Annotated in this window: 19 protein-coding genes; 5 read left to right on the forward strand and 14 right to left on the reverse strand. The window is 52.2% G+C overall.

Annotated features, from left to right (window positions below; genetic code table 11):
• Nucleotides 1–410: 410 nt before the first annotated feature.
• Nucleotides 411–731 carry a helix-turn-helix domain-containing protein gene (locus AC0LWM_RS25760; RefSeq protein ID WP_474677879.1) on the forward strand — a complete coding sequence of 107 codons (321 nt, stop codon included), beginning with the start codon at nucleotides 411–413 and terminating at the stop codon, nucleotides 729–731.
• On the opposite strand, the gene AC0LWM_RS25765 is transcribed toward AC0LWM_RS25760, so the two are convergent.
• Nucleotides 728–1,726: a DUF4097 family beta strand repeat-containing protein gene (locus AC0LWM_RS25765; RefSeq protein ID WP_474677880.1), complete on the reverse strand. Its 999-nt coding sequence runs from the start codon at nucleotides 1,724–1,726 to the stop codon at nucleotides 728–730. The genes AC0LWM_RS25760 and AC0LWM_RS25765 overlap by 4 nt on opposite strands.
• Nucleotides 1,723–2,265: a DUF1700 domain-containing protein gene (locus AC0LWM_RS25770; RefSeq protein WP_474677881.1), complete on the reverse strand. Its 543-nt coding sequence runs from the start codon at nucleotides 2,263–2,265 to the stop codon at nucleotides 1,723–1,725. Before AC0LWM_RS25770 ends, AC0LWM_RS25765 begins: the two co-directional genes overlap by 4 nt.
• A 279-nt stretch (nucleotides 2,266–2,544) precedes the next feature.
• On the opposite strand from AC0LWM_RS25770, the gene AC0LWM_RS25775 reads away from it, so the two are divergent.
• Genes AC0LWM_RS25775 through AC0LWM_RS25785 form a run of 3 tightly spaced genes read left to right on the forward strand, consistent with a single transcriptional unit; the run spans nucleotide 2,545 to nucleotide 5,501 of the window.
• Nucleotides 2,545–3,408 (forward strand): class I SAM-dependent methyltransferase, encoded by an 864-nt coding sequence (locus AC0LWM_RS25775; RefSeq protein WP_474677901.1) that lies wholly within the window; start codon nucleotides 2,545–2,547, stop codon nucleotides 3,406–3,408.
• Between the two features lie 2 nt (nucleotides 3,409–3,410).
• On the forward strand, nucleotides 3,411–4,145 hold the full coding sequence (locus AC0LWM_RS25780) for an RluA family pseudouridine synthase (protein ID WP_474677882.1): 735 nt from the start codon (nucleotides 3,411–3,413) through the stop codon (nucleotides 4,143–4,145).
• 24 nt (nucleotides 4,146–4,169) lie between these two features.
• Complete coding sequence (locus AC0LWM_RS25785) at nucleotides 4,170–5,501, forward strand: CapA family protein (protein ID WP_474677883.1); 1,332 nt, start codon at nucleotides 4,170–4,172, stop codon at nucleotides 5,499–5,501.
• Nucleotides 5,502–5,509: 8 nt separating this feature from the next.
• Here AC0LWM_RS25785 and AC0LWM_RS25790 read toward each other — a convergent pair whose 3' ends face one another.
• Nucleotides 5,510–5,920 carry a MarR family winged helix-turn-helix transcriptional regulator gene (locus AC0LWM_RS25790; protein WP_474677902.1) on the reverse strand — a complete coding sequence of 137 codons (411 nt, stop codon included), beginning with the start codon at nucleotides 5,918–5,920 and terminating at the stop codon, nucleotides 5,510–5,512.
• Between the two features lie 217 nt (nucleotides 5,921–6,137).
• Here AC0LWM_RS25790 and AC0LWM_RS25795 point away from each other — a divergent pair, with 217 nt between their 5' ends.
• Nucleotides 6,138–6,311 carry a hypothetical protein gene (locus tag AC0LWM_RS25795; protein ID WP_474677884.1) on the forward strand — a complete coding sequence of 58 codons (174 nt, stop codon included), beginning with the start codon at nucleotides 6,138–6,140 and terminating at the stop codon, nucleotides 6,309–6,311.
• Here AC0LWM_RS25795 and parC read toward each other — a convergent pair.
• The 11 genes from parC to AC0LWM_RS25850 form a co-directional block, all read right to left on the reverse strand.
• Complete coding sequence (parC, locus tag AC0LWM_RS25800) at nucleotides 6,302–8,743, reverse strand: DNA topoisomerase IV subunit A (RefSeq protein ID WP_474677885.1); 2,442 nt, start codon at nucleotides 8,741–8,743, stop codon at nucleotides 6,302–6,304. The genes AC0LWM_RS25795 and parC overlap by 10 nt on opposite strands.
• Before the next feature lie 23 nt (nucleotides 8,744–8,766).
• Nucleotides 8,767–10,740 (reverse strand): DNA topoisomerase IV subunit B, encoded by a 1,974-nt coding sequence (parE, locus tag AC0LWM_RS25805; protein WP_474677886.1) that lies wholly within the window; start codon nucleotides 10,738–10,740, stop codon nucleotides 8,767–8,769.
• A gap of 72 nt (nucleotides 10,741–10,812) precedes the next feature.
• Nucleotides 10,813–11,802, reverse strand: a complete 990-nt coding sequence (locus tag AC0LWM_RS25810; RefSeq protein ID WP_474677887.1) for an ABC transporter permease — start codon at nucleotides 11,800–11,802, stop codon at nucleotides 10,813–10,815.
• Entirely contained in the window at nucleotides 11,795–12,754 is a 960-nt protein-coding gene (locus tag AC0LWM_RS25815) for an ABC transporter ATP-binding protein (RefSeq protein ID WP_474677888.1), read from the reverse strand. Before AC0LWM_RS25815 ends, AC0LWM_RS25810 begins: the two co-directional genes overlap by 8 nt.
• A gap of 92 nt (nucleotides 12,755–12,846) precedes the next feature.
• Complete coding sequence (locus AC0LWM_RS25820) at nucleotides 12,847–13,656, reverse strand: GDSL-type esterase/lipase family protein (protein WP_474677889.1); 810 nt, start codon at nucleotides 13,654–13,656, stop codon at nucleotides 12,847–12,849.
• A gap of 127 nt (nucleotides 13,657–13,783) precedes the next feature.
• Nucleotides 13,784–14,728, reverse strand: a complete 945-nt coding sequence (locus AC0LWM_RS25825; RefSeq protein WP_474677890.1) for a DMT family transporter — start codon at nucleotides 14,726–14,728, stop codon at nucleotides 13,784–13,786.
• Between the two features lie 15 nt (nucleotides 14,729–14,743).
• On the reverse strand, nucleotides 14,744–15,922 hold the full coding sequence (purT, locus tag AC0LWM_RS25830) for a formate-dependent phosphoribosylglycinamide formyltransferase (RefSeq protein WP_474677891.1): 1,179 nt from the start codon (nucleotides 15,920–15,922) through the stop codon (nucleotides 14,744–14,746).
• A 74-nt stretch (nucleotides 15,923–15,996) separates the two neighbouring features.
• Nucleotides 15,997–17,190: a stalk domain-containing protein gene (locus tag AC0LWM_RS25835; RefSeq protein WP_474677892.1), complete on the reverse strand. Its 1,194-nt coding sequence runs from the start codon at nucleotides 17,188–17,190 to the stop codon at nucleotides 15,997–15,999.
• Nucleotides 17,191–17,387: 197 nt separating this feature from the next.
• A complete protein-coding gene (locus tag AC0LWM_RS25840; protein ID WP_474677893.1) occupies nucleotides 17,388–19,265 on the reverse strand; it encodes an ABC transporter ATP-binding protein in 1,878 nt (625 codons plus the stop codon).
• 2 nt (nucleotides 19,266–19,267) lie between these two features.
• Nucleotides 19,268–21,052 (reverse strand): ABC transporter ATP-binding protein, encoded by a 1,785-nt coding sequence (locus AC0LWM_RS25845; RefSeq protein WP_474677894.1) that lies wholly within the window; start codon nucleotides 21,050–21,052, stop codon nucleotides 19,268–19,270.
• Between the two features lie 370 nt (nucleotides 21,053–21,422).
• The coding region (locus AC0LWM_RS25850) for a dynamin family protein (RefSeq protein ID WP_474677895.1) at nucleotides 21,423–23,290 on the reverse strand (1,868 nt) is incomplete at its 5' end.

Here is a 23,290-nt window from a genome sequence, read left to right on the forward strand (position 1 = left end):
AAAGCCTTGACCCACCGCGGGTCAAGGCTTTTCCGTATCGATTTTTCGATACATTATGTCGCATTTATTACATACTTATACCCGCAAAATTTGCAGACTACACGCAGTCCCTTACGGTCCGGCGATAAGGAAAACCGGTCGTCATCCTCAATCTCAACCGATTCGGCCCCGGTTTCATCCATTTCTCCAAAGCTAAAAAAGTCAACCTTATTGCCGCATTCGCATTCCATTGACAGCTTCAAACCACCCCACCACCCTTCCAAACAGCCGATTATCCACATTATTTTAACCATTTTGTAAAAGAACTCTTGACATGATACGTTTTGTATCATAAATTACTAGTAGTAGTATAAATCTATTCGAACTGTTACTAGTTATAGTAGCGAACGTTACGTAAGGAGCAACCGACCATGACGATGGGAAACCGATTGAGACAGCTTCGGCTCAAGCGAAGCATTTCTCAGGAAGAAGTCGCCAAGCACATTGGAATTACTCGTTCCGCTTACAGTCATTATGAAATCAACAACCGGCAGCCTGTGTATGAAACATTGCTGAAGCTCGCGTCATTTTACGACGTATCGCTGGATTACATCATCGGCAGAGATACGAGCGACAAGCCGGGAGTGCCGGAGGACACCGTCGAAATTATCAATTTCTTGAATACGCTCGACAATTGCGAGCGAAAAACAAAAATCGATATGATGATGTCCGTCATCAAAAACAAAAACTAATCCGTACGCAGCGTAATGTTTCCTGTATCCGACTGCAATTTGACGACAGGACCTCCGTTGCCAATTGAACCTTCCGTACTATGCTGATCACGATGATCGAACTGTACGTTCTGAAGGTTTGTTTTTACTTTGCCGATATCCGAATTCATATTCAGCACCAGATTCGCCGGCGCTTTCGCCACGAGGACATCGATATCGCCCAGATCCGATGAAATGACGATGTCGTTCACAACGGCAGGAACGTCGACATATACGTCACCCGTATCGGTATTCAGATTCATCTTGGCATCCGTATCCCGTATATCGATATTCCCCAAATTCGAAGAGACTGTCAGCAGCTTGCCTTTCAGACTCTTTACCTCGATATCGCCCGTATCCGATTGAATTTCAAGCGTATCCGCTTGGGCCGACAATAGATCGATGTCGCCGAGATTGGAAGCAACCTCGATATCGGCCCCCACAATGGAACCGATCCGCACATTGCCCGTGTCCGTTTCAATCCGCACGCGATCCGCGTGGATTTCCGGCAAATCAATGCTGCTTAAGCTCACATCCACGTTGAATTCATCGAATTTCTTGCGAGGCAGCGAAATGACGACATGCGGGCGTTCTTCTTTGCTTAAAGTCAGCATATCGACCAGCCGCAATAAGTCCACGCCAATCGAAAAGTCTTTTTCCGTGCGAATCGAAATGGTCGCCGATTCGGTGCCTCTCCCTTCGATCTCGATTTTGCAATCCTCGAAATCCTTCGTATTCATCTTGCCTAACATTTGAACCGTAATCTCATCGCTATCCGTCTGCACAAATTCAACGTTCGGCTCATCGGATTTGATCGTTAAATGAGTGATCGATTGAACCGGAATGCGCTCTTCCAAATTCAACGTCTTTCGCTCAACAAGGCGATGATTGCCGGAGATCATTACGCCGAGGCCGACGACACCTGCGATAAACGCAATCAATCCGATGAAGGCCCACAGCTTCGGTCTCCATTTCATCGTGCATTCCCCCCCTTCGCGATGCGTACGTTGAATCGAAAGTATTGTCCCACAAGGCGAAAGTACGCTTTGATTGTATATAGGGTGCCGAGGCCGAGGAGCATGCCTAAGCCGAAGCATGTCAATCCTGTGAACAGTCCGAATAGCAATTCGGTTCCGTTATTCCATATGTCGAAGTCCAGTACTAGGGCCAGCGGCGCGATGAGCAATGCAAATGACGCGACCGCCAGCGCCAGAAGCACGCCGCCAAAAGCGATGACCGGTCCTGCAATAAAGACGAGATTGAACAAAATCAATCCGATCGAAGCCAGAACGGAACGTGTACTCCAAGAACTTTCGGCTCTGGCGGTGAATCCCGGATCTCCATACATCGTCCGTTGAAAGGACAGCATCTCGACAACCTGCGATTCGTTTTTTCCATTTTCGAGCGCTCGTTGAAAAAGCTCCTCGTACACGCGGGTGATGTGCCCGCGTTCCTGCTCCGGTATATGCTTGAGCCGTTCATCCAACTCCGCGAAAAATTGTTCCTTATTATTCATCGGCTTTCCCTACCTTATGATGTTGCTCGTTCTAGTCTATACTATATCGAAAAGAAGTCACAGCCGATAGTCACTGCAGTCATGTGACCGGTAACAAAAATCGACGCCGTATCGCCGGGGATGATATCCCCCAACTCATCTCAAATACTACTAGTTTAAAACAAATCATTTGAAATATCGACACGAATCTCGATATAATATTCGTCGTGACGCTGGATAACGGCTGGAACCCTGTTATACAATAGTACCAATTCGAATAAAGGAAGGAATTCGCTGATGATGTTTATGGCTCAAGATTGGAAAGATTACGAAGTGCTGGATACCGGGGGCGGCGAAAAGCTGGAACGGTGGGGGAACGTCGTGCTGCGCAGGCCGGACCCGCAAATTATTTGGCCGCTTCGTCAAGAAACGGCGGAGTGGAAGCAAGCAGCCGGACATTATCACCGAAGCTCTTCGGGTGGCGGACAATGGGATATGAAATCGACGCTGCCGGAGCGCTGGACGATATCGTATGACAAGCTCCGCTTTCACATTCGGCCGACCAATTTCAAGCATACGGGATTGTTCCCGGAGCAAGCGGTCAACTGGCGCTGGATGATGGACAAGATCCAGAGCGCGAACCGGCCGATCAAAGTATTGAACCTGTTCGGCTACACGGGCGGCGCCACGGTTGCCGCTGCATATGCCGGCGCGGAAGTATGCCACGTCGATGCGGCTAAAGGCATGGTGCAGTGGTGCAAGGAAAACGTACAGCTCTCGGGTCTCGAGAACCGTCCCGTTCGTTTCATTACCGATGACGTATTCAAGTTCGTTCAACGGGAACAACGCCGCGGCAATAAATACGACGCCATCATTATGGACCCTCCGTCCTACGGTCGCGGCCCGAACGGCGAAATGTGGAAGCTGGAAAACGACCTGTTCCCGTTTATTGAATTTTGCACCACCATATTATCGAACAACCCATTATTCATGCTCGTCAATTCGTATACGGCCGGATTATCGCCAACCGTCATTCACAACATTTTGTCGATGGCGTTATCCCGCAAGTTCGGAGGAACGATCACGAGCGGCGAAATCGGCCTGCCGATTACCGCTTCCGGCTTAACGCTGCCATGCGGCATATTGGGCCGCTGGGAGGCATAAAGATGAACGGACGTGAAGCGCAACGGCCGGTGCCCTCTGTCCCGATTCTATATGAGGACAACCATTTGCTTGTCGTCGAGAAGCCTGTCAATATGCCGACACAGGAGGATGAATCGGGGGATCTCGATTTGCTCACCTTATTGAAGCAGGATCTGAAGGTTCGTTACGACAAACCGGGCAACGTCTACCTCGGACTCGTTCACCGGCTCGACCGCCCCGTCGGAGGCGCGATCGTATTCGCCAAAACGTCCAAAGCGGCTTCCCGTTTATCCGATGCGGTTCGAACCCGGTCCATGGCGAAACGCTACCTAGCCGTCGTGAACGGTACGCCGGCGCAGCGCTCAAGCCGGCTCGTCCACCATTTGCTGAAGGATGCCCGGACCAACACCGTCGCCGTCGTGTCCAAGTCCGCCGAAGGCGCCAAGGAAGCCGTGCTCGACTATACGCTCCTAGAACGGCATGACGGTCTCGGTTTGGTCGCCGTCGAATTGCAGACCGGGCGCCCGCATCAGATTCGGGTGCAGATGGCGACGATCGGCTGCCCTTTATACGGCGATCAGAAATACGGCACGCAGTTCTCGAAGCCAGGTCAGCAAATTGCATTATGGTCCTGTTTGCTTGGATTCGATCACCCCGTCACAAAGGAGCGGCTCGTCTTCCGGTCCTTCCCGCCCGACGTCTTCCCATGGAACACATGGGATACCGGGCGGCACGTACGCAGCTTGTACGATGAATAAACGATAAAGGAAGTGAATGCTCACGTGCACCAAACAAATCGTCCACCGTTCCTGCGGATGAGACTTATGACGGTTTGTCTGCTGCTCATCATCGTAACGACATTGACATCATGCAGCAGTCCTTTTGGTTCGCCGGATCAGGGCCGAGGCGAAACAAAACCGCCTGCCGGCGCCAAACAGCCTCCAGAACCTCCATCAGGTGAAGACAATTCTTCTGCAGGGACGCCATCCGCGAACGAAGGAAAACCTGGCTCGCAAACGGAGCCATCGTATACAAAAGAAGCGAAGCTTCTTGCCGTCGGCGATATTATGATGCATTCGCCGCAAACCGCGGCCGGTTATGATCCGGTCTCCAAAACGTACTCATTCGATTCTTTTTTCACGGAAGTTAAGCCGATACTTAGCAAGGGGGATTGGGTGTGGGGCAATTTGGAGACGCCTCTAGCCGGCGCGGATTTGAAATATACCGGCTTCCCGATGTTCAATGCGCCGCCGGAGCTGGCGAGCGCCCTCAAAAAAGCGGGATTTAATATTTTGACGACGGCGAATAATCATTCGCTTGACCGCCGGGAGTTAGGCGTCCTTCGCACGCTGGATCATTTGAAGGAACAAGGGCTCGTTACGAAAGGAACCGCAGCTTCGCAAGAAGAAGCGGACAAGCCTGTCATTGTCGAAAAAAACGGAATCGCCATGGGCATCCTGGCGTATACTTATGGTACGAATGGAATCCCGATCCCACAGGGCAAATCTTACCTCGTTTCGTTAATCGACGAGCGGCGCATGGCGGGCGATATCGCCAAGCTGCGCGCAGCCGGTGCCGATGTCATCGCCGTAGCGGTGCATTTTGGCCTCGAATACCAGAAAGAAGCCAATGAACAACAGAAGGACATTGCGAGGAAACTGATTGCGTCCGGAGCGGATATCATTCTCGGCAGCCACCCCCACGTCGTACAACCGTACGAGATGGTGGAAGCCCAGGCGGCCGACGGCTCGAAGCACCGAGGGCTCGTCATTTATTCGCTCGGCAACTTCATTTCGAACCAAACCGGCGATACGACCGATTATGGCGTTATATTATCCGTTAAGATTAAGAAGCATTTCCCGGATGGCGGTATCGAACTGACCGACGTTCACGCCATGCCGACTTGGGTTCATATTTACAGGAAATCAAGCGGCAACTCTGCGGTCAAAGGCAAGAAGCAATACCGAATATTGCCGCTCGAGCCGCTGCTCGCCGCAAGAAACGATCCGATGCTTAAAGCCAAAGATTACGATGTCTTAAGCAAATCTCTTCAAGCGATGAAACAGCATTTGGAATCCTACGTGACGGCAGCGAACGAAGCTCCTGCCCGATAATCATATTTTTAGATGTTCGATACTTTGCCAAGCAAATAAACGAGCAGCTGCTGATTGTGCGCCGAAATCCGATTCAGAGCCGAACCGATGAAGCTTTCTCTGATCCCGGTTCCTCGGCGCGCTTCTTCTTTTCCCTTCTCCGTAACCCGAATCCATACGATCCTGCGGTCTTCCGCATCCCGCTCACGGGCGATTAATTCGTTCTTCTCCATCCGATCCAATATCGTAGTAATCGCGGCTGGCGTTGTTTCCAGGAACTGTATCAAATCCGAAGGCTTAACCGGCTGCTCTTGCAGCAGCAAATATTCGAGCACGATCAACTGCCCTTCCGTAAGCGCCGGTCCCAGCTCCGCTTCCATATGCGCTTTCAGTTCCTTCGACAGCTTGAACCATATTTTCGCAAATTCGGTTGAATACATATTCATCACCTGATCCACTTTGATATTCATGCCACCTTTGTCGTAAATTATAGCATTTATTGGACTATTTTTAAAGATTAATGCAATTAATATTTTACGACATAAATCGATATGAAGACGAACGGAATGACATGAATCCGCATAATATGCAGCATTAGGCGTAGTTTTATGGCGAACCGAGGCCTTTTATCCGGACCGACGTATTGGAGTGAAAGCGATGGATCAGGAACAATGGAAGCTGAAAATAGGCCAGCGGGCATTGGAGCTCGGCATAATCAAAGACCCAAACTGGCTGGACCGTCTCGATGACAGTATGCCGGTTTGGGCCGTATTGGAACTCGCTCTGCAACTGATCGAAAAGCTCGATCCGCCGTATAAATCCTACGATTGATTTCTTCTGAACACGTCGATGACGGTGTCTTTCGCTTCCAGTGGCACGATGACTTTGCCGACCGATTTGCGCTCGTCGATCGGAGCCGCTTCGGTTGCAAAAGGAACCTGTTTACCACTTGACGTTAATGCAGTCAGCATATATGCCTCTTTGCAGTAGAACGCGTTAACGAGCTTGCTGCCGTTCGGGCGGACACGCTTGCCCTCCTTGAACTCGAACGTCTGAACCCCTTTGCCCCCTCTTCCTTGGACCGGGTAGTCCAGTACAAGCGACCGCTTCGCATATCCAAGATCGGACACGACCAGAATTTCGCCTTCGTCGCCGTCCACCCACTCCGCGGCGATCACCTCGTCGTCTTCCTTCAGCTGAATCGACCTTACGCCCGTTGCAACGCGTCCCATCGGATTCACTTCGCTCTCGGCAAAACGAATGCCCATGCCAAGCTTCGTCATCACGATGATTTCCTTCGGCTGGGCGCTGAGGTGCACTTTCAGCACTTCGTCGCCGTCGTTCAGCTTGCACGCCGCGATCGCTGTCGACCGCGTCGTTGCATAGTCTTTCAGCTCCGTTCGCTTCACTTGACCGCGCTTCGTCACGAAAACAAGCGACTTGTCCGGCTGATCGAAATCTTTCAGCGGAATGACGCTAACAATCCGGTCTTCCTTCATAATCGGGATGACGTTGACGATGGCCGTTCCATTGTCCTTCCATTTGTATTCCGGAATTTGATGAACCGGCAGTACGAAGTATTGTCCCTTCTGCGTAAAGATCAGCAGGTTCCACGTCGTGTTCACTTCCATCAAGTAACGGACGTAGTCCCCTTCCTTCACGCCGCTGTTGTCGAATTCCCCGCCCGAGCGCGTAAACGACAACATGCTGGTCCGTTTCACGTATCCTTCGCCGGAAAGCGTAACGTATACATCCTCCGGCGTCACCATCACTTCCAGATTGACCTTCAGCTCCTCGACCTCTCCCTGGATTTCCGAGCGGCGGTCAATGCCGTATTTCGTCTTGATTTCGGTCAGCTCGTCCTTGATGACGGATTGCAGCTTCTTGTTGCTGGACAAGATGGCTTGCAGATTGGCTATCGTCTTCTGCAATTCCTTTAATTCTTTTTCCAGCGTCGTAATTTCGAGATTGGTCAAACGGTATAATTGCAAGGTCAGAATCGCATCGGCTTGACGTTCCGTGAACGCGAATTTGTCGATCAAGTTTTTCTGCGCATCCTGGCGGTTTTTCGAAGCACGAATCGTTGCGATCACTTCATCGACGATATTCAGCGCCTTGACGAGCCCTTCGATCACATGCGCACGATCTTGCGCTTTCTCGAGATCATATTGGCTTCGGAACGTTACGACTTCCTTCTGATGCTCGATGTACGCCGACAGCATGCTTTTGAGGCCCAGCTGCTTCGGTGTCTTGTTGACGATCGCGACCATATTGAAGTTGTAAGTGACCTGCAGGTCGGTTTTTTTGAGCAAATACGCGAGAATGCCTTGTGCGTCGGCGTCTTTTTTCAGCTCGATCACGATGCGAAGTCCGTCGCGGCCGCTTTCGTCGCGTACCTCGGCGATGCCTTCGACTTTTTTCTCCAACCGGATATTTTCGATCGTCGTCACCAGTCTGGATTTGACGACTTGATACGGGATCTCGGTAACGACGATTTGCTGCTTTCCGCCGCGCATATCTTCGATCGCCGTTTTGGCGCGCAAATAAATGCGGCCTTTGCCGGTCGCATACGCTTCGCGGATGCCGTCCTCGCCCATAATGATGCCGCCGGTCGGGAAATCCGGCCCTTTAATGATGTTCATGAGCGATTCCAGCGAAATGTCCGGATCGTCCATGATGGCGATGCAAGCGTCAATCGCCTCGCGCATGTTATGCGGCGGAATTTCCGTCGCGAAACCGGAGGAGATACCGCTAACGCCGTTCACGAGCAAATTCGGATAACGCGAAGGCAGCACGACCGGCTCCTTCGCCGTGTTGTCGAAATTGTCCTTGAACAGTACGGTTCGTTTCTCGATATCGCGCAGCATCTCCATCGCAATCTGCGACAAGCGCGCTTCCGTATAACGCATCGCCGCTGGCGGATCGTCGTCCAGCGAACCCCAGTTTCCGTGGCCGTCGATGAGCGGGTGGCCCATTTTCCACGGCTGGGCCATCCGCACCATGCCTTCATAAATCGAAGAATCGCCGTGCGGATGGTAGTTACCCATCACGTTACCGACGGTTTTGGCGGATTTGCTGTACGGCTTGTCCGGCGTATTGCCCGCATCGTACATGGCGTACAAAATCCGGCGCTGAACCGGCTTTAACCCGTCGCGAACGTCGGGAATCGCCCGGTCTTGAATAATATATTTGGAATACCGGCCGAAGCGGTCGCCGACCACTTCTTCCAGAAACGCCGGCAGAAAAGATTCAAGTAAACTCAATTTGCCACCTTCTTAGCGGATGATTATTCTTCGAACTCGGTAAAATCGACATTTTCGATAATCCACCGTTTGCGCGGATCGACCTTGTCGCCCATCAGCGTCGTCACGCGGCGCTCCGCTTTTGCGGCGTCTTCGATTTGCACTTGCAGCAGCGTTCTTGATTCCGGGTCCATCGTCGTTTCCCACAGCTGCTCCGGATTCATCTCGCCGAGACCTTTGTAACGCTGCAGATCGAAGTTTTTGCCGAATTCCTTCGTATAGTTGGCGAGCTGCTCGTCCGTCCATGCATACCGGACGGTTTCCAGCTTGCCGGATTTACGCGAAATTTTGTACAGCGGCGGCTGCGCGATATAGACCCGGCCCGAATCAATGAGCGGCTTCATGTACCGGTAGAAGAACGTAAGCAGCAGCACCTGAATGTGCGCGCCGTCCATGTCGGCGTCGGTCATAATAATGACTTTCGCGTAATTCGACTCTTCCGCTTCGAAATCGGCACCAACGCCGGCTCCAATCGCGCTGATGATCGCCCGATATTCGTCGTTTTTCAAAATATCGGCAAGCTTCGCTTTCTCCGGGTTCATCGGCTTGCCCTTCAGCGGCAAGATCGCTTGATGCTTCGAATCGCGCCCTTGCTTGGCCGAACCGCCGGCGGAATCGCCTTCGACAATGAACAGCTCGTTGCGTGTATAATCCTTCGATTGGGCCGGCGTCAGCTTGCCGCCAAGATTCGAGCTTTCGTTTTTCTTCTTGCCGCTTCGCACTTCCTCGCGTGCTTTGCGTGCCGCTTCCCGCGCTCTGGCCGCTTGAATCGACTTCTTGACGAGCATTTGCGCGATTTGCGGATTTTCCTCCAGGAACAACGCCATCTTCTCGGCGACAACCGCGTCGACCGCACTGCGTGCCGCGGCGCTGCCCAATTGGTCTTTCGTCTGCCCGACGAATTCGACCTCGGACATCTTGATGTTGATGACGGCCATCATGCCTTCCCGCAAGTCGTTGCCTTCGAGATTTTTCTCCTTCTCCTTCAACATCGCGGTTTTACGGGCATAATCGTTCATGACGCGCGTATACGCCGTCTTGAAGCCGGTCTCGTGCGTACCGCCCCCGCGCGTAGGGATCGAGTTGACGAAGGAAGCGATCGTTTCGGTGTAGCCGTCATTATATTGCAGCGCCACTTCAACCTCGATTTCGTCTTTTTCGGCTACGAAATGAATGGCGTCGTGCAATACGGTCTTCTGTTCGTTCAAAAATTGAACGAACTGCTTCGCTCCGCCTTCGTATTGGAACGTTTCCTGATTGCCGGAACGCTCGTCCTTGAGGACGACCATCAAGCCGGAGTTCAGAAAAGCGATTTCCTGCAATCGTTCGGACAACGTCTCGTAATTGATGTTGATGCCGCCTTGAAACACTCGCTCATCCGGCTTAAACGTCACCTTCGTGCCCGTTTTGTTCGTTTTTCCCGTAATCTCCAGGCCGCTCGTCGGCTCGCCGACATGCTCTTTTCCTGCCTCGTCAACCCAATATTCGAAGCGTTGCTTGTGGATTTTGCCTTCGCGATATATTTCAACCTCGAGCCATTCCGACAAAGCGTTCGTTACCGAAGCGCCTACACCGTGCAAGCCGCCGGACTTCTTGTATCCGGAGCCGCCGAACTTGCCTCCCGCGTGCAGGATCGTAAATACGACCTGCGGCGTCGGAATGCCCGTCTTATGCATGCCCGTTGGAATGCCGCGACCGTTATCCTGCACGGTAACCGCATTATTCTTATGTATAGTCACATCGATACGCGAACAAAATTTGGCCAAATGCTCGTCCACGGCATTGTCCACGATTTCCCAGATCAAATGGTGCAATCCGGAGGAAGTCGTGCTGCCGATGTACATGCCTGGCCTTTTCCTTACGGCGACAAGTCCTTCGAGAACTTGGATATCGTCCGCATCATAGCCCATGTTCTGCGGCTCCGCTTCGTCTGCAAACAAATCTATCTGGTCGACCATCCATGCTCCCCCTTTTCTTCCAAGGCAAACGTTGCGCCGGAAACAGACGCTAGCCGTTTATCCTTGTCCATTTTAATTCAAAATATCCTGTTTCGTAAAGACGCGGAACGAGATAATAAGCGAAACGATCGCCCAAACCGCAAGAACAAGCAGCGAAAACGTCAATGTCATCCCTTCGATCGGCGGCGGGGAACCGGCCAAATAGTCGGTTAAATCGAGATTGACCATGAATAAATATTTGGCGCTATGCCAGGACGAGGCCATATTCGTTAAGATCATGCCGGCGATGATCGTCGCCATCATCGTCACGATGCTCGCCGCTGTACTGCGCACGAGAACGGACACCATAAGGGCCAAATAAGCGACGACAAGGCTTGCGAACCAAATCAAGCCGGACTGCATAAGCAGGTAGAGCCATTGCGGGATTGCGTGAACAAATGCCTCGTTTACTTCCGCGCCGGAAATGAGGAAACCGGTAAATATCGGCATCGTCCATCCGTTATAGCCAAACACGGCGCCGGAAATAAGATAACACAATATTAATGTCGTCACGACAATGAGGGAAACGAATAGGGTTAATGTAATCAGCTTACTGGCAAGAATTTTCCACCTTCGTACCGGGCGGGTAAGCAGCAACTTGATTGTACCTGTGGATCGTTCCGATGAAACGAGGTCGGATGCGATCGACATTACCAGCAGCGGAATAAAAAGCGTAACTGCATTCTGCATGAAGCTGCGCGTAAACGTGACCCCATCCGGAGATTGCGGATTGACGTCGTTATCGAGGTAATATTGGAGCTGCTGCACCATTACGCGGCGAAACTTCTTCCATTCCTCCGGGACGCGGTCGCTGCCAAGCGTGTTCTGTATATCGGTGATTCGCTGCTGCAGCTCGCGCCGCCAGTCTTGACCGAACTTTTCGATATTGTTCTGGGCTACTTTCATCTGCGCGTATGTAAATACAGGGATAAGGACTGCAAGGATAAGAACAACTACGAGGAAACGTTTTTTCTTCATGATTTTTAACGTTTCATTACGTACCAACGGATATAAACTAGTCAATGCGCTCGCCCTCCGTCATATTCAAAAATAACGATTCGAGCGTCGGACTGATCGTTTGGATTGCCCGAACCTCGATTCCGTTCTGAATCATGATCCGATTCAGGCTTGAAGTCAGCTCAAAATCCATTTCCGTGACGATGCCGAATTTGCCGGCGAGTACCGACTCGTCGATCCGATGCTCTCCGTCTTCGATGATTTTTACGCCCTCCGATTGTTGCAATAACAGGCGTCCCGCTTCTTTCGGTTCAACGTCCCAAATGACGTAAGAGCCGGATTGGGCGATTAACTCCTCCACTTCGCCGACGGCAAGAACCTGTCCATGGCTGATGATCGCAACGCGGTCGCACATCAGTTGTATTTCGCTCAGCAAATGGCTGGAAACGAATACACTCATCCCTTGGTCGGCCAACATCCGAATGAACTGGCGCAGCTCCTTGATTCCTTTCGGATCCAGTCCGTTGGTCGGTTCGTCAAGAATCAGCAATTTCGGCTGACCGAGAAGTGCTTGGGCAATGCCAAGCCGCTGCCGCATCCCAAGGGAATACGTCTTCACTTTGTCGTGAATCCGCTGATCCATTCCGACGATTTCGACGACCTCGCGGATGCGTTCCTCCGTGATTCCCGGCTGCATGACGGCAAAATGCTCGAGGTTTTCCCACCCCGTCAAATAGCTGTACATCTCCGGATTTTCAACGATACTGCCGACGTATTGCAGCGCCCGCTCCGGATGGCGGTTCACGTCATGTCCGCATATTTGGATCGAGCCTGACGTTGGTTTAATCAGATCGACGAGCATCCGGATCGTCGTTGTTTTACCCGAGCCGTTCGGACCGAGAAAACCGAAAATTTCTCCGCCGTAAACGTCGAACGATACGCCCTTAATGATCTGTTTGCCGCGGATCGATTTTTTGATATCCTTCACCGATAATACGATTTCTTGAGGTTTTGTCATTGTACGATTCTCCTCTGAAGGCTTTCCGGAGGAAAGCCGCTTCGTAAGCATTTGCTAGGCTTTCCGATGGAAAGCCGCTTCGTAAGAATATGCTACTCCAGCACTTGGACGACTCGTTCCGCAATTTTTTCGTATCCTAGTGCATTCGGGTGGAAATGATCTGAAGATATGTATCCTTTCAGCGTCTTCTGGAACAAATCAATCGTCGGGACAAGCGTCATGTTCGGGTAACGATTGATGACGTCGAACGCCTTGTCGTTCCATTCCCGTATCGTTTTGTTCGTCTCCCTCGTTTCGTCCAAATCGTAGAACGGGTTATACATTCCGATGTAAATAATGCGCGCATTCGGGTTGATCTCGTGCAGTCGAACGAGAACCTTCTCGAGACGCGGCGTTGTTTCGGTTAGAAGCGCCTGCAGCTTCTGCGGATCGATACTCCCCGCGGTCAGATTCATGCTGCCCGTTGCCGTTTGGAATAAATCGTTGCCGCCGATCGTAAGCAAGATCACATCCGCCTGCGAAAGCGAATACACGTAGCCCCGCTCCTCCAGCTTCTTCGCCAGCGTATCGGCGCGCATGCCGTTAATGCCCAAATTATTCAGCAACTTGACCGGTTTGTTCAGCTTCTTCCCCAGCTGCTTGACGACCTGCCTTACATACCCGTCGCCAGTCGCATCCCCAGTGCCTTTCGTTAACGAATCGCCGACGGCGACAATGCCGATTTCGTTTTTGTCCGATAATGCCGGTTCCTTCTCTACCGGCTGAGTTTGCACATTGTCCGGAGCCGCCGCTGACGGATTCAAAATATCGCTCACGGCATAAACGAACCCAAACAATAAAATCAATGTCGTGATCAGTCCGGCTATTCCGGTGATCCTCCACAACAAACGCGAAGATTTCAATGCCCGTTCCCCCTCGTCCAGTCCATTTATTACATACTGTAATGGTTCTCCGGTCAATTTGCAACTTTTCCCCAGAACGCATCGAAGCAGCCGGAAACTCGTAATCCGGCTGCTTCGAAGGAAAGGTTCATGCGGTTTTATGCGAATATTTGCTGTGCAGCACCATGCCGGCCATAACGATGACGATCCCCGCCCAAGAAACGGCGGACGGCAGTATCGCATACAAGAAAATAATTTCGAAAATGACGGAAAATAACACTTCCATCGACTGTGTCGCTTCAACGGCCGCCAGCCGGTGCATATCGCCCCGTACAAGATCCGTCGCGCGAAAAAACAGCAGCGTCGCAACGACTCCGGCGAAAAGTGCGACAAGCAAAGACTGCACCACCTGATCTGCCGACGGCAGGCCTGCGGTTCCGAGCCCGAAGATCATCAGGATGAGCCAGAACGGGACGCTGGCGATCGTCATGCCGAGCACCCGCTGCGTTACATGCAGCCGTCCTCCGCACAGATCCATCATTTTACGATTGCCAAGCGGGTAGGCGAAGGACGAAACGACGATCGGCACGATGCCGTACAGCATATCCCGAACCGTCAGCTCCTCCGCTTGGCTGAACTGCATAAGCGCAATGCCGATCAGTATAACAAAGGAAAACAGCAATCCGAGCAAAGGAATTTTGCCGCGGACGCGGACCGGCCCCGACGCCGTTTGCACCGTTTCATAGAACAAAGGAGCGAGCAAGGAACCCGAGACAATCGTAATCTGGAACGTCCCCGCGACGAGCCAACCCGGCGAATAAGCCGCAGCAAAGCATAGCGGTGCATAAAACAACCCAAACCCTACCGTGCTCCAAACAATCCACGCAATCGGATGTTTCCGAAACTCGTTCCAAAGCGGCGCAAACGCCGTCCTCGTGCAAACAAGGACAAGCCACAGCATCGGAACCATCCATAAATAGCGCAGCGTACCGCTCCAAATCCAGCTCCCACCGCTAAGCGCCATCGAACGGTTCAAGACATAGGTGAAGGTGAAAAAGATCGCGGAGAGGATGCCAATCCAAATCGGTTTCATTATCGTTCGTCCGAATTAAACATACTCGACGCGAAGCGCCTGTGCGGCTTTCGTCGCTTGCACGCGCGCAGTCTCGACGTCATCCGCCGTACTGAGAGCTACCGCCATCCTGCGCCCGACCTTCGTCTCGGGTTTGCCGAATACGCGCACCTGCGAGTTCGGCACGGCGAGTGCATCGTAGGCGCCTGCAATCGCGAACTCCCGGCTCTCCTCCGTTGCCTTCAGCGTATGCGAGGCGCCTGGCGTCAGCAGACGAACCCCGGGAATCGGGAATCCAAGAATCGCCCGCACATGGAGGGCGAACTCCGACAAATCCTGCGTCGCCAGCGTAACAAGTCCCGTGTCGTGCGGACGCGGCGACACTTCGCTGAAGTAAATCCGATCCTTGCCCACGAACAGCTCTACGCCGTAAATACCGAAGCCTCCAAGCGCTTCCGTCACTTTACCTGCAATATGCTGAGCTTCCGCAATCTGAGCTTCCGTCATGTCATGCGGCTGCCAGGACTCGATGTAATCCCCGTCCTTCTGGATATGGCCGATCGGCTGGCAATAGGTCGTACCTGACACGGAACGGACCGTAAGCAATGTAATCTCCGAATCAAAATGAATGAATTGCTCGACGATCACCCGATTCCGCTTCGCACGGCCGCCTTCCATCGCATAGTTCCAGCATGCCTCGACATCTTCCGGTGTTTTGCAGACGCTTTGGCCTTTACCGGAAGAACTCATAATCGGCTTGATCACGCAAGGCGTGCCGATCTTCGCAACCGCCGCTCGCAGCTCGTCCAAACTGTCCGCGAACTCATAAGCCGCGGTCGGCAGCTGAAGCGTCTCAGCGGCTAGACGGCGAATCCCTTCGCGATCCATCGTGAGCCTGGCTGCATTTGCAGTCGGCACGACGCGATAGCCCTCCTGCTCGAGCTCGACAAGCGCTTGCGTAGCGATCGCTTCGATTTCCGGCACGATCAGATCAGGCCTCTCGGCTTCAATGACCCGGCGAAGCTCCTCCGCATCCAGCATGTTAATCACATAGGAACGATGAGCAACCTGCATGGCCGGCGCATGCTCATAGCGATCGACGGCGATCGTCTCGACGCCCAGCCGCTGGGCTTCGATAACAACCTCCTTGCCAAGCTCGCCGGAGCCGAGCAGCATCATTTTTTTCGCATTCGAAGATAAAGGGGAACCGTACATTACTTAAAGACCTCCATTATTGAGATTCTTTCATTTTGTACGGTTTCGGCTATTTTTGCAAGCGCAGGTTCAATCTACTTTGAACCTCCGATCAAGCGAATACAATTCGAGCGCTTGTATTGTTCGATTTTATAGCCTAGAGCTTCGGATATACTTCGGAGCGGAACATAAACCGAGCCTTTGATCAATAGAGGCGGCGGGTCTGTATCAAGTTTTTTGCCGCGAACCCAGATCTCGATCGATTTGCTTTTACCTGCGGATTTGATGGTATCGGCCTTTATTTGCGGCGAGTCGAGCAATACCCGTCTACGCTTGGAATCCCACTCAATGTTGAGGTGTAGAGCGGAAGATAATGAACGAGCTGAAATATAAGTTATCCCTTTATTCACCTTTATTTCGGGAGGTTTTGGAGAAAGTTCGCCGTTTATCATCATCAGCGTGCCGTCGCTAGGCAAGATCGTCAAACCGGTGCAGGAGGTTGAGCCATATTCGAGACAAATCGTCCATTCGCCGGGGTAAATCTCCTGCAATGTCCCGTCGAACGCTACGCCTAACGGAGGAAGTGCCTGCTTAAAATCGAATGTTTCGGCTAACGACCTGCCCTTGCCAACGAACAAAGCTTGCTTGGACGGATAAACAATCCCTGTTTTCGACTGCAACTGTCTGGTGAAGCTCCCATTATGTTTCGGTGGAATGACAAAAATACGAACATCGTCGTCCTGCGGTCCATCGTTCCCGGAAATATGCAAGTAACCACCTAACTTAACACGCTGGTCGCCAAAACTGTGGTTTTTGGGATCGAAGTTCGCGTAGCAATCGATCAACCGCTTTGCGGCTTTTTCCGCCAACGATATATCTGTTACTTGCTTGACGGTATCCGCCCCGTCATTGACATAAACCCCCATTTGATTGGACGTGTAACTGGAGGCCGCATAAATGTCAAGCGATTTCCCTTCTTTTAAAGAGATCACAATATGAGAGGCGAAAAACGTATCGAACAGCTCATGCTCCTTTTTTTGTGTATCGGCGAGCCGGTTCGCGATAGAATTGTATATGGAGGCGATCTCATCGATCGTCTTGCGGCCTTTCTCGCTATCGGCCGACAAGGCGCTATACTGCATATCGGCTTGACTATACGATACTTTTGCTATGCTGTTTACATCCAATGACTTTTCTGACCCTTCCGTAAAAGCGACAGTATAACCGGACGAAAATAATAATACGATACCGAGTATCATGACTTTGGATACAAATTGCGAGATGCCCATCACACTTCCCCCTCACGGTAATCATGTAACGATTGTAACATAATTTACCATAAATAGGGTACCGAGAAAAAATAAAACACGGTTAAGGATTAGAGATAACATGGAGATAATTACTGCACAATTGCGGGTTTTGTCTTGTCAAAATAAAAAAGACGTACCCGCTGCAAATGAGCAGAGTACGTCTAGTTTCATTTCGATTAAGCAGATAAGAAACGGTATTGCGCATCGATCAGGCCGTAGTACACGCCGCGCTGCTGCATGAGCTCCTGGTGGCTGCCTTCCTCGAGAATGCGGCCGTGGTCGAGCACGACGATTTTGTCCGCGCCGCGGATCGTCGACAGACGGTGCGCGATAATGAACGAGGTGCGACCGAACAGCAGCGTTTTTAACGCTTCCTGGATTTTGAGCTCGGTTTCGGTATCGATGCTTGCCGTCGCTTCGTCCAGAATGAGGACGCGCGGATCGGCCAGTAACGCCCGTGCGAACGAGAGCAATTGCCGCTGTCCCATCGATAGCACACTGCCGCGTTCCTGTACTTCAGTCTCGTAGCCGTCCGGCAGCTGCATGATGAACTCATGCGCATTGACGGCTTTGGCTGCGAGCTCCACTTCCTCATCGGTCGCATCTAGGCGGCCGAAACGGATATTGTCGCGGATCGTTCCCGAGAAAATAAACGTATCCTGCAGCACGATGCCGACCTGCGAACGCAAGCTCTGGATCGTTACGTCGCGAATGTCGTGCCCGTCGATGAGCACCGCGCCGTCAACCGGATCGTAAAACCGGCAGATCAGGTTGATGATCGTGCTTTTGCCTGAACCGGTATGTCCGACAAGCGCGATCGATTGGCCGGCCCTAACGTCAAGGTTAATGCCTTTCAGCGCGGGACGACCTTTTTCATATTCGAATACGACGTTGCTGAGTTGAATGTTGCCTTCGATTTCCGGCAGATCCTGCGCACGCAGCTTCTCGCCGACCGTCGGCTCCTCGTCGATGAACTCGAAAATCCGCTCCGACGATGCCATGGCGATCAGCATTTGCGAATACATTTGGCCAAGACGGTTGATCGGATCCCAGAAGTTGCCCACATAGTTGGCGAAAGCAACGAGCGCGCCGATCGAAATTTCTTTCACTTCGATGAGATGGGCGCCGTACCAGAACAAAATGCACGTTCCGATCGCGCCGGTAATCTCGATAATCGGCCCGAACGTCTGGTTCAACATGGACGCACGGTTCCAGGAAAGACGGTTTACTTCGTTCATTTCGTCGAAAAACTTGATGTTTTCCTTCTCTTGCGTAAACGCCTGCGTCACCCGGATGCCTTGAATACATTCGTTCAAGTGCGCATTCAGACGAGACTGCTTCATACGTACGTCCTGCCAGCCAAGACGAATCCGTTTGCGCAACGAACCGGATACGATAAACATGAGCGGTACGGTAATCATGACCGCAAGACCCAGCTTAAAGTTCATCACGAGCAAAATGATGATAATGCCGACAAGCTGCACGCAGTCCATCATCAGGTTGACGACGCCGTTCGTGAACAAATCTTGCAGGGAGTTTACGTCATTCGTGACGCGCACGAGTACGGAGCCTGCAGGACGTTTATCGAAGAAACGGAACGACAGCTTCTGGATGTGGCGGAATAAATCGGAGCGCAGGTCGTAAATGATCCGCTGCCCGATGACGTTCGTATAACGGATGCGGAACGTGCTCGCCGCCCATTGGATAATATATAACACCAAGATTGTTCCAGTATAAATGTACAGCAGGTTCGAATCTCCGGGACTTCCGTCCGCCGGGCTGATCGCTCTGTCGATCGCCAAGCTAATCAGCAGTGGAACCGCAAGCCGCGTGATCGTACCGAGCACCATCATGATGATAATGACAGGAAGAAGCTGCTTGCTGTATGGTTTCATGTAAGCGCCCAGCCTGCCGAGCTGCTTCCAGTTGAACGGCTTTTCGATCAGCTCGTCGTCCTGGTAGACGAAACGTTCCCGTTTCTCTTCCTTCGGCTGCTCGGCTTGCCCTTGATGGGCTTGCCTCTGTTGTTCTTTGGAATCGGTATCGTGTGACATCGCTAGTTCGCTACCCTCCGTTCACGGACTTCCTCCGCCGGCTGTTCTTCTTCGCCCGGTCGATCCGCATATTGAATGTTGTACGTATCCAGGTATGGCCCCGGCACTTGAATAAGCCGATCATGCGTGCCGCGCTGTACGACATGGCCCTTATCGAGCACAAGAATTTCGTCGGCATGGCGCAGCGAAGAAATCCGGTGAGCGATAATAAACGTGGTGCGCCCCTTCATCACTTCTTTAAAGCCTTGCTGGATTTCATGTTCGGTTTCCATGTCGACGGCGCTTGTCGCATCGTCGAGGATGAGAATTTTCGGATTTTTGATCAGCGCGCGCGCTATGGCGATCCGCTGCTTTTGTCCGCCGGACAATCCGAGTCCGCGTTCGCCGACGATCGTATCGTAGCCTAAAGGCAGCTCCATAATGAAGTCGTGCGCTTGAGCGAGCTTCGCGGCGCGCTCGATTTGCTCCATCGAAACATCGCGGATACCGTAGGCGATGTTATTGCGGATCGACGCCGAGAAAAGGAACGTCTCTTGGAATACGGTTGCGATTTGGGACCGCAAGCTTTCGATCTGAATATCTTTAATATCGTGGCCGTCGAGCAGGATTTTCCCGTTTTTGACGTTATACGCCCGCATCAGCAGCTGGATAATCGTTGATTTGCCTGCGCCGGTTCCGCCGAGCAAGCCGATAACCGTACCCGGAGGCGCATCGATATTCACGTCAGTCAGAGCAGGCTCTTTATCGGCATAATTAAACGTGACGTTTTCGAAACGTACATGCCCTTTTACTTGCTCCGGTTTCAGACTAAGCGCTTTCTCGCTGTCTTGAACGTGCACGTATTGATTGAGCAGCTCCAGTACCCGTTCGCCGGACGCCTTCGACTGCGTATAGTTGTTGATTTGATACCCGATGCCCCACATCGGGCCGATAATGTACCAGATCATACTGAAGAATGCGACCAATTGCCCGAGCGTCATTTCTTCTTTAATGACGAGATTGCCGCCTACCGCGAGAAGAATGACGACACAGAACAGGGACAGCAGCTCCATCACCGGAAAATATTTGCCCCATATAAACGCCGTGTTGACTTGGTTCGACTTGTATTCTTCGCTGCGCGTGGAGAACTTCTCCATCTCGTACGGTTCGCGGGCGAAAGATTTTACCGTTCTGACACCCGTAATGTTCTCCTGAACCGCCGTTGTCAGGTTGCTCATCGCTTTACGCATCTCGCGGAAAGCCGGATGGATCTTCTTCTCGAACTTAAGAACCGTGAACACGAGTACAGGAATGGATACAAGCGTAATGAGCGTTAGCTGCCATTGCATCGACAGCATCACGGCCGCTCCGAAAACGACCATTAGAAACATGTTCAAAATTTGCGCAAAACCGAAGCCGACGAAGTTGCGGATCGCCTCAAGGTCAGCCGTTAAACGGGACATCAAGTCGCCGGTTTTGGCCGTGTCGTAATACGGAAACGATAAATATTGCAGCTTCTGATAACAAGCGTTCCGGATGTTGTACGCAACCCGGTTGCCGAGCCGTCCGCCGAAAAAACCGTGTAGAAACTGCATCGAGCCTTTGATGATGATAACGCCTACAACCGTTAGAGCCAAGTAGGGCACCCATTCGAATTTCTCTTCCTTGATGACGTCGTCGATCAGAATCCGCAGCATGTTCGGATACACAAGACCTAGTGCGGTCGCGATCATTAATGCGATGATCGATCCGAATAACAATCGCTTTTCTGACCAATAAAACTGCTTCAGCTGCCTAAAAACTTCCACCCGGCTTCTCCTCCTTTTGCAGCGGACTTGGACCTTACGTTTTCAGCCGCCGCAATTCACCCCATGACAATTTTGTGAAGGTTTTTTCTTAAAATCTTAATGCAGTTTAGCATCATCCCCATATTCCGGCAACGAGAAGAAAGCGGCATATTTCAGCGTAAACATACGTATCCCAAGAAAACCTTGAAGGAATCCACAGATATCTTTTAAATCGTCGGAATACATAGGAAGTTGTCGGGGTATGCGCGATTTCTTACAAACCATATTTCGAGAGGTTCAAAAAGCGGGGGCGTTCGATATAAAAAGTCGGCCGAAAGGACGAATGGATCATCCTTCTGGCCGACTATTGCCGGAATCAAAGTTAGATTTGTTAGGATAGAAGAGCTTGCAGCTGCGAACGGCGCGATTGCAAATCGTTCAAATCGATGGCCGCCGTCAGGGAAATGCGCATCCCTTCCACATGCTCTTCCAATGCCGATTTTTGTTTATCGGCAAGCTGCCGAACCCAATCGACATATAAGGCTGCATAATGCTCGAATATTCGTTCGGCATGCCGGTCCGCATAAGCTGCAACGCGCCCTCCGACGATCGTTTCCAGCTCCGCTTTCAGCTTGGCTTTGCCTTCGCCTTCGAAGAAGGCTTTCGGATTTTTGAAATTCGACCATAATAGCCTGTCGTCAACATCGGCGCCGTCAATCGATTCATCGACCTCCGGCGTAGCGAACGATGCCGCCTCGTATTGGGCCGGGCTGAACGAAGCTACCCCCTCGCGGATGCTCTCGCTAATTGCCGCATCCAGCTTGCCTGCGTTTTTGTTCATGAACACTTCAAGCCGCAGCGTTGTCGCAAGCAATTCCTGCGAAAGATCGTACGATACGAGACGAACGAGTTCCTGCATGGCGCCGCGCAGCGCCTTCTTCAAATCGCGCCCGTCGTCGCGCAAGGACGAAGGATTGAACGCAAAGTTGTACAATTCGCCGAACCGGAATGAAGCACGCTGTTTCACATAATACAGAAGCTCCTGCAGCTCGTGCTGCAGCGGCTTCGTTTCGGCCGTCTCCAACTGCTGCTCCACTCGCTTCACCGCTTCGGCATAAGCTTTCTCCAGATCGATCAACTGCTGCGCACGGCTGTCTTCGCTCGCGGTTGCCGTTGCGATCCATTGTTCCAGTACGCCGATCGAACGAACAAGCTCGTGCTCCGCCGACTGGATGGCGATTTGCGCCAGCTCGTCGATCGTAAACCGGACGAATTCGCGCTCGAACAATTCGATGCCGGATTGCTCCATCGCCGTTTCGTCGCCTGTGAGCTTCGCATCAAGCGCGTTTAAGCTGGAAACCGGATAAACGCGCGGGAATCGGATGCCGTATTGCAGCAGGTTCGTTTCGACGTGTTTGACGACATCGCCAAGCTCCTCCGGCGATGACGCCAAATCGGCGGCGTTGACGACAAAAAACATTTTGTCGAGCTCGAAGCTTTCCTTCACCCGGCCGAGCTGGAGCAGGAACTCCCGGTCGGCTTGCGAGAAGGCGTGATTATAATACGTGACGAACAAAATCGCGTCCGCGTTTTTAATGTAATTGAACGCAACGCCGGTATGGCGCGCATTGATGGAATCGGCTCCCGGCGTATCGACGAGCACGATGCCATGATCCGTGATCGGGCACGAATAGTGCAGCTCGATATGCTGGACAAAGCATGATTTCGCTTCCTCCGCGACATAATCGCGGAACAGCGCCATATCGGCGCGGACGTCTGTGCCAAGCTGCCCGACTGCTGCCGTCCAGCCTTTCTCGACGGCCTTCAGGAACGAATAATGCGGCTTGCCGCTTGGACTTAGCTGTTCCGGCGTCAAACTGCCGATCAAATCTAGCATCTGACGGTCGTCCGCCGTCTTGCGCTCCGCGTCTTCGATGCCAAGCACCGTAAGCGAGTAGCGGATATCGTCGAGCATAGCGCTCTTCGACTTCATCGTCACCCGGGCGGTGCCGTGCGGCCAATCCTCGCGCGGCGGCACGATTTTGTTGATCGCCGCCGTCGTTGGGTTCGGCGATACCGGAAGCACCCGTTCACCGATGAGCGCATTGGCGAACGACGATTTGCCGGCGCTGAACGCCCCGAACAGCGCGATCGTGTATTCGCTCTTCTCCATCCGGGCGGCCTTGTCGATCATCGCGCGCGTGATCGACTTCATCGCCGCGATGTCGCCGACGAGCGCGGTCGCGGCGCGCAGCTTCG

Source organism: Paenibacillus sp. sgz302148, assembly GCF_056120465.1.

What these genes read in the sequence shown, in the direction of transcription:
- AC0LWM_RS25815 (WP_474677888.1), bottom strand. Translation starts at nt 12,754, where the DNA reads ATGACAAAACCTCAAGAAATCGTATTATCGGTGAAGGATATCAAAAAA.
- AC0LWM_RS25775 (WP_474677901.1), top strand. Translation starts at nt 2,545, where the DNA reads ATGTTTATGGCTCAAGATTGGAAAGATTACGAAGTGCTGGATACCGGG.
- purT (WP_474677891.1), bottom strand. Translation starts at nt 15,922, where the DNA reads ATGTACGGTTCCCCTTTATCTTCGAATGCGAAAAAAATGATGCTGCTC.
- AC0LWM_RS25780 (WP_474677882.1), top strand. Translation starts at nt 3,411, where the DNA reads ATGAACGGACGTGAAGCGCAACGGCCGGTGCCCTCTGTCCCGATTCTA.
- AC0LWM_RS25825 (WP_474677890.1), bottom strand. Translation starts at nt 14,728, where the DNA reads ATGAAACCGATTTGGATTGGCATCCTCTCCGCGATCTTTTTCACCTTC.
- parE (WP_474677886.1), bottom strand. Translation starts at nt 10,740, where the DNA reads ATGGTCGACCAGATAGATTTGTTTGCAGACGAAGCGGAGCCGCAGAAC.
- AC0LWM_RS25760 (WP_474677879.1), top strand. Translation starts at nt 411, where the DNA reads ATGACGATGGGAAACCGATTGAGACAGCTTCGGCTCAAGCGAAGCATT.
- AC0LWM_RS25840 (WP_474677893.1), bottom strand. Translation starts at nt 19,265, where the DNA reads ATGTCACACGATACCGATTCCAAAGAACAACAGAGGCAAGCCCATCAA.
- AC0LWM_RS25765 (WP_474677880.1), bottom strand. Translation starts at nt 1,726, where the DNA reads ATGAAATGGAGACCGAAGCTGTGGGCCTTCATCGGATTGATTGCGTTT.
- AC0LWM_RS25795 (WP_474677884.1), top strand. Translation starts at nt 6,138, where the DNA reads ATGGATCAGGAACAATGGAAGCTGAAAATAGGCCAGCGGGCATTGGAG.
- AC0LWM_RS25835 (WP_474677892.1), bottom strand. Translation starts at nt 17,190, where the DNA reads ATGGGCATCTCGCAATTTGTATCCAAAGTCATGATACTCGGTATCGTA.
- AC0LWM_RS25770 (WP_474677881.1), bottom strand. Translation starts at nt 2,265, where the DNA reads ATGAATAATAAGGAACAATTTTTCGCGGAGTTGGATGAACGGCTCAAG.
- AC0LWM_RS25790 (WP_474677902.1), bottom strand. Translation starts at nt 5,920, where the DNA reads ATGTATTCAACCGAATTTGCGAAAATATGGTTCAAGCTGTCGAAGGAA.